General features: G+C 62.8%; 11 protein-coding genes. 5 read left to right on the top strand and 6 right to left on the bottom strand.

Annotated elements, in window-relative coordinates; all coding sequences use genetic code 11:
* Position 1 precedes the first annotated feature (1 nt).
* From FIU86_RS06900 to FIU86_RS06885, 4 genes are all read left to right on the top strand, one after another.
* Positions 2-1363, top strand: a complete 1362-nt coding sequence (locus FIU86_RS06900; RefSeq protein WP_152474400.1) for a glutamine synthetase family protein — start codon at positions 2-4, stop codon at positions 1361-1363.
* Positions 1356-2510, top strand: a complete 1155-nt coding sequence (locus tag FIU86_RS06895; protein ID WP_152474399.1) for a hypothetical protein — start codon at positions 1356-1358, stop codon at positions 2508-2510. Before FIU86_RS06900 ends, FIU86_RS06895 begins: the two co-directional genes overlap by 8 nt.
* Complete coding sequence (locus FIU86_RS06890) at positions 2507-3811, top strand: FAD-binding oxidoreductase (RefSeq protein ID WP_152474398.1); 1305 nt, start codon at positions 2507-2509, stop codon at positions 3809-3811. Before FIU86_RS06895 ends, FIU86_RS06890 begins: the two co-directional genes overlap by 4 nt.
* Before the next feature lie 492 nt (positions 3812-4303).
* Complete coding sequence (locus FIU86_RS06885) at positions 4304-5524, top strand: DegT/DnrJ/EryC1/StrS aminotransferase family protein (protein ID WP_152474397.1); 1221 nt, start codon at positions 4304-4306, stop codon at positions 5522-5524.
* Here FIU86_RS06885 and FIU86_RS06880 read toward each other — a convergent pair.
* From FIU86_RS06880 to phaC, 6 genes are all read right to left on the bottom strand, one after another.
* Complete coding sequence (locus tag FIU86_RS06880; RefSeq protein ID WP_152474396.1) at positions 5521-6486, bottom strand: LysR family transcriptional regulator; 966 nt, start codon at positions 6484-6486, stop codon at positions 5521-5523. The genes FIU86_RS06885 and FIU86_RS06880 overlap by 4 nt on opposite strands.
* 9 nt (positions 6487-6495) lie before the next feature.
* The gene (gene phaR / locus FIU86_RS06875; protein ID WP_152474395.1) at positions 6496-7074 is read right to left on the bottom strand and encodes a polyhydroxyalkanoate synthesis repressor PhaR; all 579 of its coding nucleotides are present in this window, start codon (positions 7072-7074) and stop codon (positions 6496-6498) included.
* Between the two features lie 233 nt (positions 7075-7307).
* Positions 7308-8087, bottom strand: a complete 780-nt coding sequence (locus tag FIU86_RS06870) for a L,D-transpeptidase (RefSeq protein ID WP_152474394.1) — start codon at positions 8085-8087, stop codon at positions 7308-7310.
* Between the two features lie 202 nt (positions 8088-8289).
* The gene (locus tag FIU86_RS06865) at positions 8290-8922 is read right to left on the bottom strand and encodes a LysE family translocator (protein WP_152474393.1); all 633 of its coding nucleotides are present in this window, start codon (positions 8920-8922) and stop codon (positions 8290-8292) included.
* Positions 8923-9403: 481 nt separating this feature from the next.
* Positions 9404-9862 (bottom strand): phasin family protein, encoded by a 459-nt coding sequence (locus tag FIU86_RS06860; RefSeq protein ID WP_152474392.1) that lies wholly within the window; start codon positions 9860-9862, stop codon positions 9404-9406.
* Between the two features lie 159 nt (positions 9863-10021).
* Positions 10022-11830 (bottom strand): alpha/beta hydrolase, encoded by a 1809-nt coding sequence (gene phaC / locus FIU86_RS06855; RefSeq protein WP_152474391.1) that lies wholly within the window; start codon positions 11828-11830, stop codon positions 10022-10024.
* A gap of 159 nt (positions 11831-11989) precedes the next feature.
* Between phaC and phaZ the strand changes: the two genes are divergently transcribed.
* Positions 11990-13291 (top strand): polyhydroxyalkanoate depolymerase, encoded by a 1302-nt coding sequence (gene phaZ / locus FIU86_RS06850; protein WP_152474390.1) that lies wholly within the window; start codon positions 11990-11992, stop codon positions 13289-13291.
* Positions 13292-13404: the final 113 nt, after the last annotated feature.

Here is a 13404-nt window from a genome sequence, read left to right as displayed (position 1 = left end):
CATGGCCAAGGACTGGACGACCGGACTGCCCGAGGCGGCGCAGACCTATCTGGAGAACCGAAAGCTGGACGAGGTGGAATGCATCATCGCCGACCTGCCCGGCATCGCGCGGGGCAAGGCGGTGCCGGCGAGCAAGTTTGCGCGGCAGGACTATTTCCACCTGCCCGACTCGATATTCTACCAGACGATCACTGGAGACTGGGGCGAGGCTGCGGGGGCAGAAGGGTTCATCGAGCGCGACATGATCCTGACGCCCGACATGACCACGGCCACCGCCGCGCCCTGGACCGGCGACTGGACGTTGCAGGTGATCCACGACGCCCATGACCGCGACCGCAAGCCCATCCCCTTTGCCCCGCGCAACGTGCTGAAGCGGGTGGTGCAGCAATACGAGAAGCTGGGGCTGAAGCCGGTCGTCGCGCCGGAGATGGAGTTCTTTCTGATCGCGCGCAATTTGGACCCGCGGCAGGAGATCGCGCCGATGGTGGGCCGGTCGGGTCGTCCGGCGGCCGCGCGGCAGGCCTATAGCATGACGGCGGTGGACGAGTTCGGCCCCGTCATCGACGACATCTACGATTTTGCCGAGGCACAGGGCTTCGAGATCGACGGGATCACCCAGGAAGGCGGCGCGGGCCAGCTGGAGATCAACCTGCGGCATGGCAACCCGGTGAAGCTGGCCGACGAGGTGTTCTATTTCAAACGGCTCATTCGCGAGGCGGCGCTGCGGCACGATTGTTTCGCCACCTTCATGGCCAAGCCCATCGCCGCCGAGCCGGGCAGTGCGATGCATATCCACCACTCGATCCTGGACATGGAGACCGGCAAGAACGCATTTTCCGGGCCTCAGGGTGGTGAGACGGACATGTTCTATCATTTCATCGGCGGTTTGCAGGAGTACATGCCGGCGGCGATTGGCGTGATGGCGCCTTACGTCAATTCCTATCGGCGGTATGTGAAGGACAACGCCGCGCCGATCAACCTGGAATGGGGGCGCGACAACCGCACGACGGGCATCCGCGTGCCCCTGTCCAAGCCCGAGGCGCGGCGGGTGGAAAACCGGATCGCGGGGATGGACTGCAACCCCTATCTGGGCATCGCGGTCAGCCTGGCCTGTGGTCTGTTGGGGATCAAGAACGAGCTGCGCGCCAAGCCGCAATACCGCGGCGACGCCTATGAGGGCGAGCCGGATTTCCCCGACGGGCTGGGCGCGGCGCTGGATCTGTTTGACGAGGCGGAGGCGTTGCACGACGTGCTGCACCCCGAGTTCGCGCGGGTCTATTCGATCGTCAAGCGCACGGAATATGCCGAGTTTCTACAGGTGATTTCCCCTTGGGAGCGCGAGCATCTCTTGATGAATGTCTAGGGCGGCGGGTCTGGCCTTTGGTGTGATGGCCCTGCTGGTGGCGGGGCTGTGGGTGCTGCGCGACGGCCCTGCACTGCAGGATGACGCGGCGGTGGCCCAAGACACATCCGGGATCGAGCGACATGCCTTCCTGGAGGGGCTGCCGCTGGACGAGGGGGGCTATGCGCTGTTGCTGCACGATCAGGTGACCGGCGACGGGCTGCGCGTGGTGCGGGACGCTGCCGCACTGAAGGCGGCGCAGGGGCAGGCCTATTACACCGACAATCCGGGCGCACAACTGAAGCGGACCCTGCTGTCGGTCGTGTTCCTGAGCCCGCCGGGCATGCCGCCGGACGGGGCCTTCGTGACGGTGCTGCAAGACAAGCAGGCGGTCGAGACGTACCGCTGTTACCGGGCCTTTTGTGCCGGGGACGAGGCCTTTGATCCGCCGCATGAACGGGACATGGCGGGGCTGGTCGAGGCGTCGGAGCCGGTCGAACTGGTGACCGAAAGTTTTGACCACCACGACACGGCGCGGGCGCGGATGTTCAAGCTGATGCAGGATGCGGACGTGGTTATGATCGAGCCGCCGGACCTGCCCGCGCCGGGGACGATCGTGTTTCCCAAGCGGGTGCAGCTGAGCCTGCCCGCGATCCTGCTAGAGGCCGATGAGAGCGGGCACCAGCCGGTGGAGCCGTTTGACGAAGCGGCGCTTGAGGCGCGGTTCGTCGCCGGGTTCACCCATGCCTTTCCCGAGACCGATGCCTATCGGCTGAACCCGATGCGCATCGGGCGGCATTATCCGCCGCCGCAGGGCTGGCCAATCGTGGGCGAGGAGATCGACGGGTATTTGCGCGACGCCGACGGCGCGTTGCGCGGGTTGGGCGGGATCATGGTGATCGAGCCGTCGCTGACGGTCGATCTGACGGAACGCATGGTCGAGGCGCTGCAAGCCGAGGATGCCTTTTCTGCGATGCCGGAATTTGCGCCGCCCGAACCGCGCTTTGTGGCGGACCGGCTGGCGGAGATGGCCGAGGCGCATCTGGGCCGCCCCTGCCCTGAATGCTTCAAGATCGAATTACATGTCGCGACGGTCGACGGCATCCGGGTGGACACGCTCGACGCGCCGACCTATTCGCTGAGCCATTACAGGATCGTGCCGCAATGAACCTGCTTTATTCCAACGACAAGCCGGGCACATACCCCGACAGCTGGTATGCCGCGACCACGCAGGCCTTGGAGCCGTTCGCGCCGCTGAGGGGCGAAGTCAAGGCGTATGTCTGCGTGGTGGGTGGTGGGTTCACCGGGCTGTCGGCGGCGCTGCATCTGGCCGAGGCGGGGCTGGACGTCGTGCTGCTGGAGGCGCATCGCGTCGGCTTTGGCGCGTCGGGGCGCAATGGCGGGCAGCTGGGGACCGGGCAGCGGCAGGATCAGCAGACGCTGGAAAAGATGGTGGGGCGCGACGATGCGGCCAAGCTGTGGGAGTTGGCGGAGGGCGCCAAGGACCTGGTGAAGGCGCTGGTGGCGAAGCATGGGATCGATTGTCACCTGAAGCCGGGGATCGCGCATATGTGCTTTTCCAAGGCGGAGGTGCGCGAAGAGCATGACTATGCCGAGTTCCTGTTGCGCCGGTATGGCTATGACCAGTTGGAGACGCTGGACCGGGACGCCGCGCAGGCGCTGTGCCCGTCGCCGAAATACGTGGGCGGGTCGCTGGACATGTCGGCGGCACATCTGCACCCGTTGGCCTTTGCCCTTGGCCTGGCACGCGCGGCGCGGGACGCGGGCGTGCGGATTTTCGAGCGGGCCGAGGTGCACCGGATCGACGAAGGCGCGCCCGCAGTGGTGGCCACGGATGCGGGGCGGGTGACGGCGGCGCACGTGATACTGGGGTGCAACGGGTATCTGGGTGGGCTCAATCGCAAGGTTGCCGCCAAGGTGATGCCGATCAACAATTTCGTGGTGGCGACGGAGCCCTTGGGGGACGACGCGGACAAGGTGCTGACACAAGACGTGGCCGTGGCGGATTCTAAGTTCGTGGTGAACTACTTTCGCCTGAGCCATGACAAGCGGCTGCTATTCGGCGGTGGCGAGACCTACGGCTATCGCTTCCCGAACGACATCGCGGCGCTGGTGCGCAAACCGATGACCCAGATTTTCCCGCATCTGCGCGATGTGAAGATCGACTATGCCTGGGGCGGGACGCTGGCGATCACGATGAAGCGAATGCCGTATTTGGCACGGGTGGCGCCGAATATCCTGTCGGCCTCGGGCTATTCCGGGCACGGCGTGGGCATGGCCACGTTCTCGGGCAAGATGATGGCCGACGCGGTGCGCGGGGAGGCCGAGGGCTTCGACACTCTGGCGCGGGTGCCGGCGCAGACCTTCCCAGGGGGTGCCGCGTTCCGCTCGCCCCTGCTGGTGCTGGCGATGACGTGGTACGCAACGCGCGACCGGCTGGGGGTCTGACGCGCAATCGGCCAATCGGCGATGCGATCGAGCGATAGGGACCCGGTCAGTCTCGTCAGTGCGTATCCACGGGCGTGCTGCTGAAGAGGTATGAGTTTCCGGCCAATGACCAAACAACGGAGCGCCGGGCCCTTCGTTGAGAAAGGCGATGCTGGCTTCGAGCATATCCTGGGTCAGACCCTCCTACAGCAGAAGGCGGCCGTCCTCGGTGCGATAGAAAGCGGCAGCTCCTGCAAGTTCGTCGGGCATGAGAATTTTCTGATACGCGAGCAAGAGCGAGATCGTCAGAAACTTTGTTTCAGGCCCGGAGAATTACGGGCGCTTATTGGCATCAATTTGGCGTTCGGAGCCGGAGACGCCGAATGCGTCTGCGATCTCGCCTGTGGCAAAGAAGACTCGGGCCTGCACGTCACGAAAACTTCGCTTTGGCCGACCGCGATTTTGGTGTACTACTTTCGGAAAATCAAAAAACGATATACAGGGAAGCTGAAAATGACCCTTGCCCTCAATGTCTACGACGCCGAACCCATCCCCGAGGCGGCCCGGTCCGAGATCGACCGGATGCTGCAATCGGGCGACCTGTTCCGCTACACCGCGCCCGAGGATGCGCCGGTGAGCCTGTTGGAGCGGGAATTCGCCGCAGCGATGGGCACGCGCTATGCGCTGGCGGTGTCGTCCTGCTCGGCGGCGTTGTTCCTGTCGTTGAAGGCGCTGGGGCTGCCGCGGGACGCGCGGGTGCTCATCCCCGGGTTCACTTTTGCCGCTGTCCCATCGTCGGTCGTGCATGCCGATTGCGTACCGGTGCTGTGCGAGGTGGGCGAGAACTACCGGATCGACATGGCCGATTTCGAAGCGAAGCTGGAGAGCGGCATCGACGCTGTGATCGTCAGCCACATGCGCGGGCATACATCGGACATGGACCGGGTCATGGGGCTGTGCGACGTGCGGGGCATCCCGGTGATCGAGGACGCGGCGCACAGCCTCGGGACCGTCTGGGGCGGGCGCAAGATCGGCACGATCGGGCGCGTGGGGTGTTTCAGTTTCCAGTCCTACAAATTGGTCAACGCGGGCGAAGGCGGCATTCTTGTCACCGATGATGCCGACCTGGTGGCGCGGGCGGTGATCATGTCGGGCGCGTATGAGCATAACTGGGCCAAGCATATGGCGGAGGACGACCCGATGCTGGCAGCCGCCTTTGCCGATTGGCAGAACCGTCTGCCGCTGTATAACCTGCGCATGGGCAACCTGAGCGCCGCGATCATCCGGCCGCAGCTGCCGGAAGTTGGGCGGCGGGTGCGCGACGGGCGCGACAACCATGATTACGTGGCCGGGCGGCTGAACAGCTCGCCGTGGATGCAGGTGCCCGACAAGCTGGCACCCGAAGAGCGGGCGCCGGATTCGATCCAGTTCAACCTTGTGGACATGAGCGATGCGGAGGTGCGGGCCTTTGCCGACGCGGCCGCGGAGCGTGGTGTAAAGGTGCAGGTCTTCGGCATGTCGGCGGATAATGCGCGGGCCTTCTGGAACTGGCAGTTCCTGCCGGGACCGACGCCGGACCTGCCGCAGACGCGGGCGATGCTGATGCGGGCCTGTGACGTGCGGCTGCCCGCCCGGCTGAGCCGGGACGACCTCGATTTCGTGGCCGACGCGCTGATCGCCGCGGCGGAGGCGGCGGCGGCGCCGATGGAACCCGAACGCGTATACGGGACCTAAAGCAGCTCCAGCCGGTCTTTCAAGAAGGGATACTCGGCCAGGGCCGGGCCGACGATCGTGTCGCGCAGGATCGGGCGCAGGGTTTCGGCCAACTGCGCCGGCAGCTCCTGAAGGATATCCTTGCGCGCGGTCAGGCTGATCGTGCGGAAAAGCGGCTCGAACGGGAGCGGCATCACGTCGATCTGATCGGCAAAGCGGCGGGCGCGCATCAGCGCCAGGGGCGGCAGGATGGTCCAGCCGGTCCCCTGCCCCACCAGCGCCAGAATGGCGTGGTAACTGTCGAGCTCGAACCGGTGTGGCAGGCTGAGTTTCTGCCGCGCGAGATGCGCCGAGAGAAGCCGGCCCATGTAATGCCGCTGGGTGTACTGGATGAGCGGCAGGCGCTTTAGCTGGCGCAGCACATCACCGTCGGTCTTGATCCGAGCCTTGGGGGCGGCCACGACGAAGCCCTCGCGCAAGAGCGGGTGAACCTCGGCCCAGTCGTCACCGGCGTTGAGTTCGGCGGCGACGATCATGTCGAGAGTGCGGCTTTCCAGAAGGTCGTAGAGGGAGTGGCTGGCGCCGGTTTCCAGCAGGAACTGGCTGGTCTTGAGCTCGGCCGCCACATGGGTCAGCAACTGCGGCGTGACGTCCGCCTCGAAATCCTCGATCATGCCGAGACGGAAGCGCGTCAGCATCGACATGTCGGACATGGCCAGTTCGGCGCGGGCCTGTGCGGCCTCGTTCAGGATGACCTGGGCGCGGCGTTTGAGGATCTCGCCCGCTGGCGTCAGGCGGATCGGCCTTGCGTTACGTTGCAGGAGCGTGGCGCCGACCGCGCCTTCGAGATTGGTCAATTGCTGGCTGACCGCCGAGGGGCTTGCGTCTAGCCGCTTGGCGGCCGCCGAGATCGAGCGTTCGTCGGCCGCGGCCATGAACACCTCGATCCCCCACAGGGTGATGCGGCCGGGGCTGTCGACCATGGCCGGGCCTTACTTGCTGAGCTTGGACAGCTTGTCCTGCAGATCGGCCAGCTGCTTCTTGATGTCGTCGAGGCCCTCGTCATCCTCGCCGCGCTTGGCCGGCTCGCCATCATCGGCGGCTTTGCCAGTCATACCGGGCATGCCGCCGCCAGTCATGGCCTTGAGGAACGCCTCCTGCTGGGCGCGAATGCTGTCCATCCCGGGCATCTGGTTGAAGGAGCCGGCGAGCGGGTTCGCCTTGGCCATGTTCTCCATCATCTGGGACTGGCCCTGCTGGAGCATCTCGAAACTGGCAGACAGGAAATCGGGGACCATCGAGGTGGCGTGGGTCGTATAGCTGCGCACGAGATCGGTGAGCACGTTGATCGGCAGCACGTTCTCGCCCCGGCTTTCGTGTTCGGCGATGATCTGAAGCAGGTATTGCCGGGTGAGGTCGTCGCCCGATTTCAGGTCGATGATCTGCACCTCGCGGCCGTCGCGGATGAACTCGGAAATGTCTTCGAGCGTCACGTAATCCGACGTTTCGGTATTATACAGCCGGCGGCTGGCGTACCGTTTGATCAGAAGCGGTTTTTCGTCTTCGGCCACGTGTGTCCTCCCCGGAATGCGTGCGCTGCAGCAAAGACTATGCCAGTGCAGAAGAAAAAGAAAGGGCGTGTGGAAGTGCAGCGCGTGACCGGAGCGCGATGGGACGAGGACGCGGCCCTTAAACGAAATGCAACGGAGGTTTACGGGGGCGTGATCAGTCCTCGAAATGTGGCGGGGCGCCCGTCAATCGCTCATCCATGCGGGATGCAGGACTCGCGCGGACGCCCCGGCTCTTATTCGCTGGCTTCGTACTCGGCCTTGCGCTGCTGTTCTTCTTCGACATAGGCATAGACGCTTTCGGGATCGACAGGTTTCGGGACCATTTCGCCGCCCCGGTTGGCCGTCTCGACGCCTTCCGCTGCGACGGACTCCTCGTAGCTGCGGACCACGACCGGAGCGCCGACCGACACACGATCGTGGAGGTCGATGATGTCCTGGTTGAAGAGACGGATGCATCCGGCGCTGCCCTGGTTGCCGATCGTGGCCGGGTCGTTGGTTCCGTGGATGCGGTAATACGTGTCGCGGCCGCCGCGGTAGAGGTAGAGCGCGCGGGCGCCCAGCGGGCTGGCCTTGCCGCCCGGAATGCCCTTGGCGAAAGGCGCGTAGGCCTCGGGGTCGGACCGGATCATGTTGGCCGTCGGCGTCCAGCCCGGCCATTCGGCCTTGCGCCCGATCGTGGCCCGCCCGCTGAACCCGCGCCCTTCGCGGCCAACGGCGACGGGGTAGCGGATGGCGTTTTGGCCGTCCTGGACGTAGTAGAGAAACTTGGCGTAGGGATCGACGACGATGGTGCCGGGGGCCTCGTCGCCGGTATATGTCACGGAGGTGCGACGGTTCGGCTCGCGCAGGTATTGCGGGTCGATGGCGTCGATGGTGATGTGCCCTTCCTGCATCTGGCTGTACTCGGGATAGGTTGACCCGCCGGGCATGTCCGAGGACATCGGCCCCGCGCAGGCAGCGACAAGAAAGCTGCATGTGAGAAGAAAGAAGGATCTTACCGCGGCAAAGGGCATGTGTCAGTCCGATGAATCGTTGAGGTTCCTCGCCACCTTATGGGACTGCCACCTGATGGCAATCACTTGGTCCCCGGAGTGTGGTTGTGTGGTCACAAGTGCATGGTTGCGGTCGGCCAATAGCTGCCGATTGCACGGATGGCAGCGAAGGTCCGGAGCGAGCCCAAACTACTCAATGCTGCGCTTGGCACGAACGTCCGGTTTACCGCCGATCAAATGCGAGATTGACACCGAGCGCGACCAGAACGCTTCCTCCAATTTTGTTTGCAATGCGATTGGCCGACGACGAGGCCTTGAAAAGCGTGGTAATAGTGTCCGCGAGAATAACGCAGATGGCGTCCGCGCTGGAAAACATAATGTTCACGATCGTCCCCAAGATGAGCAGTTGCACCCAAATCGGAAATACAGCGCTCGGATCTGAGAATTGAGGAAGAAAGGCCACATAGAAGATGGCGGTCTTTGGGTTCAAGACTTCAACCGAAACGCTCTCCCAGAAAGCACGTCTCGCACTTTTTTGACCGGCGACTTGTGGCTGGATAGCCGGTTCCGCTTTGGTCAAGAACATCGAAATGCCAAGCCAAATCAGATAGGCTGCACCGGCAAATTTGAGAGCAAGGTACAAGATAGGAATTGCTTCGAATAAGATCGCCAGCCCCACTGCCGCCGCGATGACATGGACGTATCCGCCGATATGTATGCCTAGCGCAGCGAACCAACCTGCGCGACGTCCGCGCGCTATGGTTTGCGCTGCGGCATAAAGCGTAGAAGGGCCAGGCATATAGGCAAAGATGCTTGTAGCGATCACAAAAGCGATCAAGATTTCAAATGATGGCATAAGTTCAGAACCTTCTCGCAAGATCATTTGAAGTTATGTCCAACTGCAGAGCGATCCTAGCGCGAAAATCCTAAGCGGCCTTTCAACATCTGCCTTCCGAAGTCCGCTTTGTCCCGCATTGCAGACCTTGAAGGCGACGCGCGCCGAACGGGGTCAAGGTGCAGCAAGCTGCAGCGCCGCGCGATCGCCAGACTGACATCGGGGCAGCGATCGTGTGACGTCGGCGCGTCGATTTGAGATTTGGCGGGAGTTAGGGGATGAACTGCGCAGTCCATCCGTCGGTCGCCGGAACGCATTCCGTCCATCGCGGGGCTGCGGGCCCAACCGGCATCTTTTTCGGCAATGCTGGTACACGCCATCTCCGGCGGTTGATCTGCGCCCACAGCAAAAAAGGGCGAGCCGGTAAGGCTCGCCCTTCGGTGATCCGGGCCATAAGGGAGGAAGTTGGCCCGTACTCGTTAAACCGGTGACCGGTCGCCGTTTACTTGGCTGCGGCGGTCGAGGCTTTCTTGGCCGCGGCGGTCGCGTCGTCGGTGGCTTTCTTGACGGCTTTGGTGGCGTCTTCTTGGAAGTCTTTTCCAGCAGCCATCATCAGCTCGACCGTGTCCATTTGGACTTTTTTCGCGATCTCGGCGAAGGCGGCCATGTGCTCGGCAGCCGATTCAGCGTTGGCCGACGCGAAGTCGGTCATGGCTTTGGCGTAGTCTGCCGGCTCGGATTTCGCCTTGGTGACGTCTTGCAGCTTGGTCAGGGTTTCCTGGGTCCATTTGCCCGACAGCTCGGCCGATTTGGTTGCGGCTTCGAGGGCGACGCCCGACATTTTCTCGCTCAGAGCGGCTTGGTTCTTGAACGCTTCTTCCATCGCTTTGGTGTCGACGGGGAATGCGCCCATCACGTCTTTCATCATTGCGTTGATGTCTTGTGCTTGTGCTTTTGCCATTGGTACGGCTCCTTTGTGTTCGGTTTCAGTCGTGTCTGTTTGCAAGCGGTTGATCCGCTCTTTGCATCTGCAGCATATATAGACGCTGCAATGCAGCATTGCAACCCCTTTTGCTGCACTGCAGCAAAACTTTCACACGTTCAGAAAAAGCGTTTCGCGTCAGGCAGTTGCCTTGCGAAGCACGTAAGTTCCAGGCGCCGGACCAAGGCTGGGATGCTCGGAATCGCCCGGTTCGCGGGCCTTTATCTTGGTGCCCGAGCGCTTGCGCAGCCAGGATTCCCACATCGGCCACCAGGAGCCTTCGCGCTCTGTCGCGCCCTCCAGCCACTCTTGGGGCGTGGGCGGAAGGTCCTTGTTCATGTAATAGCCGTACTTCTTCTTCGACGGCGGGTTGACGATGCCGGCGATGTGGCCGGATTCGGACACGATAAAGCTGCGGTCGGTCGATCCGGTCTGCATAAAGCCGCGGTAGCAGTCGCGCCAGGCGGCGATGTGATCGCTTTCGCAGGTGACGGCCATGATCGGAACGGTGACGTCGCTGATATGCACGGTTTCGCCGCAGACTTTCATGCCCTTTTTGACGAAAGCATTGGCCTGGCAGAGGTCGCGCAGGTATTGCTTGGTCATCGCACCCGGCAGGTTAGCGCCATCCCCGTTCCAGTAGAGCAGATCGAAAGCGGGGGGCGTTTCGCCCATCATGTAGCTGCGGATCGCGGGCTTGTAGATCAGGTCATTGGAGCGCAGGAAGGACATGGTGCGCCCCATGATGAAAGAGCGCAGCACGCCCTGTTCCTCGACTTCCCGCTCGATGCCGTCGACGAAATCGTCCTGCAGGAAGGGCACGAATTCGCCCTGCTCGCCGAAATCGGTGAGTGCGGTAAAGAAGGTGGCGGACTTGACCGAAGTGTCGCCGCGCTTGGCCATCAGCGCCAGCGTCAGGTGCAGGGTGGTGCCGGCGATGCAATAGCCCACGGCGTTGACCTGCTTTTCGCCGGTGATCGCCTTGGCCTCGCGGATCGCCGTCAGGAAGCCTTCCTCGATGTAGTCGTCGATCAGCACGTCACTGTAAGACGCATCGGGGTTGATCCAGGACACGACGAACAGGGTATAGCCCTGATCGGTGATCCACTTGATCAGGCTGTTTTCCTGTTTCAGGTCGAGGATGTAGTACTTGTTGATCCAGGGCGGAAAGATCACCACGGGGGTCTTGTGGACCTGCGCGGTGGTGGGGCTGTACTGGATCAACTCCATCATGCGGTTGCGATAGACCACCTCGCCTTCGCTCACGGCGACGTTCTCGCCCAGCTTGAAGGCTTCTTCGTCGCACAGGCGCACGACCATCTCGCCGTTATTGGCCTCGAGATCCGATACCAGGTTCTCCAGCCCCTTCACCAGGCTTTCGCCCTCGGTCTCGATCGCGCGCTCCAGGGCGTCGGGATTGGTGCCCAGGAAATTCGTCGGGCTCATCATGTCGACGATCTGGCTGGCGAAGTAGTTCAGCCGTTTGCGATCCTTGGGATCGAGGTCGTCAGCCTCGGCCACGGCCTTTTCCACCGCCTGCTTGTTGAGCGCGTATTGCTGTTTCACGAGCCGGAAATAGGGGTGGGTTTTCCACAGGGGATTCGTGAACCTCTTGTCGCTGTCCAGCGGGTCGGGCTCGTCCTCGCCGGCCTCGGACGGGGGGTGGCCCTGAATGAGGGCTTGCTGCGCTTCCATGAAGTGGCGCACGGATTTGCCCCAGTATTCCAGCTGCTGTTCGTAGATCTTGCCGGGGTTCTCCATCAGCGCCTGCCAATAGGAGGCTGCTGCGCGTGCATAAAGTTCCTGTCCCGGACCGTTCAGTTCAGGCGCAGGGGGATTTCGGTGGCTGAGCGCCTGCACGAGCCTTTGTGACAAGGCCTCGACCTTTTCGAGATTTTCGTTCATCCGCTCCAGATTTTTTTCTTCAGCGGTGTCGGGCGTTGCCATTTCTGCGAAATCCTCTAATCTTTCTGCTATGCAGCATGGCGCGGCGGGGCCGCGTCTGGTATGCATGTGTTAACGTCGCCCCGCGTATACTGGCCCTGCCGGGCTATGGGACTGCGACGAATGGAACCAACTCGGCCCTCCACGCCGAAGGAGTAAGTAATGCGTTACATGGCCACATATGACCTGATGGAAACCATCCGAAACACCAACCAGTGGCTGGGTGCGACAGCGTTTTCCATGGCATCTTACCCCATCTTCGCGCTGACCCCAAACCCCGCGTTTCAATGGCTGGCCGCCTGGGGCGAAGTCACCGAGCGCACGTTCCAGCGCATGGTAACCAAGCCCGACTGGGGGATCGAATCGATCACGGGCGAGGATGGCCGCGATCACCTGATCAGCATCGAGAAGGTGGTGGACAAGCCCTTTGGCGACCTCATCCACTTCAACGTGCAGGGCCGGGACGAAATGGACCGCCGTGTCCTGCTGGTGGCGCCGATGTCGGGGCACTATGCGACGCTCTTGCGCTCGACCGTGAAATCGCTGTTGCCCGATTGCGAGGTCTATGTCACCGACTGGCACAACGCGCGCGATATCCCAGTCAGCGCGGGCAAGTTTGACGTCGAGGATTACACGCTTTACCTGATGGATTTCATGCGCGAGCTGGGCAGCGACCTGCACGTGATCGCGGTGTGCCAGCCCGCACCGCTGACGCTGGCCGCGACCGCCTATCTTGCCGAGCTGGATCCCGATGCGCAGCCCCGGTCGCTGACGCTGATTGGCGGGCCCATCGACCCCGACGCCACGCCGACGGAGGTGACGGATTTCGGCCATAGCGTGACCATGGGCCAGTTGCAGGAAACGATGATCCAGCGCGTCGGATTCAAGTATTCCGGTGTGGGGCGCAAGGTCTATCCCGGCCTGTTGCAGCTGTCGTCGTTCATGTCGATGAATGCCGAGCGTCACAGTCAGGCCTTCCTGAACCAGATCAGCCGCGTGGCGCAGGGCGAGGCCAGCGACCGCGACCCGCACAACAAGTTCTATGACGAATACCTGGCGGTGATGGACATGCCGGCGGAGTTCTACCTGTCGACGGTCGAGCGCATTTTCAAAGCGGGCGAGATCGCCAAGAACGCCTTCGTGGTCGATGGCCACAAGGTGGATATCGGCGCGATCAGCAAGGTCGCGGTGAAGACGGTCGAGGGCGGAAAGGACGATATCTCGGCTCCCGGACAATGCGTGGCGGCGCTGGACCTGCTGACCGGGTTGCCGGACGACATGAAGGCCAGCCACCTGGAGCCCGAGGCGGGCCATTACGGCATCTTCGCGGGCCGGTCCTGGCGGAACAACATCCGGCCCCTGGTGCTGGACTTCATCGACGCCAATTCCGAGGATCCGGCAGCGCGCAGCCGCACGAAGTCGCGGAAAGACAAGAAGAAGGCCGGCAAGATGGCCGCGGAGTAACCCGCTTCGCTGTGGGTCGCGTTGCCTGACATGCAGGCGCGTCCTGCGAGAGACTGCTTTCGGTCAAAGGCTTGTCGCATCTGGCCTGCGCCCCAAAAACCCTAGCAGGCACA

Source organism: Roseovarius sp. THAF9 (assembly GCF_009363715.1).
In the GTDB taxonomy this organism is placed as follows: domain Bacteria; phylum Pseudomonadota; class Alphaproteobacteria; order Rhodobacterales; family Rhodobacteraceae; genus Roseovarius.
This window is presented reverse-complemented; position numbering and strand designations above follow the sequence as displayed.

What these genes read in the sequence shown, in the direction of transcription:
- FIU86_RS06890 (WP_152474398.1), top strand. Translation starts at nt 2,507, where the DNA reads ATGAACCTGCTTTATTCCAACGACAAGCCGGGCACATACCCCGACAGC.
- FIU86_RS06865 (WP_152474393.1), bottom strand. Translation starts at nt 8,922, where the DNA reads ATGCCATCATTTGAAATCTTGATCGCTTTTGTGATCGCTACAAGCATC.
- FIU86_RS06860 (WP_152474392.1), bottom strand. Translation starts at nt 9,862, where the DNA reads ATGGCAAAAGCACAAGCACAAGACATCAACGCAATGATGAAAGACGTG.
- FIU86_RS06870 (WP_152474394.1), bottom strand. Translation starts at nt 8,087, where the DNA reads ATGCCCTTTGCCGCGGTAAGATCCTTCTTTCTTCTCACATGCAGCTTT.
- phaZ (WP_152474390.1), top strand. Translation starts at nt 11,990, where the DNA reads ATGCGTTACATGGCCACATATGACCTGATGGAAACCATCCGAAACACC.
- FIU86_RS06895 (WP_152474399.1), top strand. Translation starts at nt 1,356, where the DNA reads ATGTCTAGGGCGGCGGGTCTGGCCTTTGGTGTGATGGCCCTGCTGGTG.
- FIU86_RS06885 (WP_152474397.1), top strand. Translation starts at nt 4,304, where the DNA reads ATGACCCTTGCCCTCAATGTCTACGACGCCGAACCCATCCCCGAGGCG.
- FIU86_RS06900 (WP_152474400.1), top strand. Translation starts at nt 2, where the DNA reads ATGGCCAAGGACTGGACGACCGGACTGCCCGAGGCGGCGCAGACCTAT.
- FIU86_RS06880 (WP_152474396.1), bottom strand. Translation starts at nt 6,486, where the DNA reads ATGGTCGACAGCCCCGGCCGCATCACCCTGTGGGGGATCGAGGTGTTC.
- phaC (WP_152474391.1), bottom strand. Translation starts at nt 11,830, where the DNA reads ATGGCAACGCCCGACACCGCTGAAGAAAAAAATCTGGAGCGGATGAAC.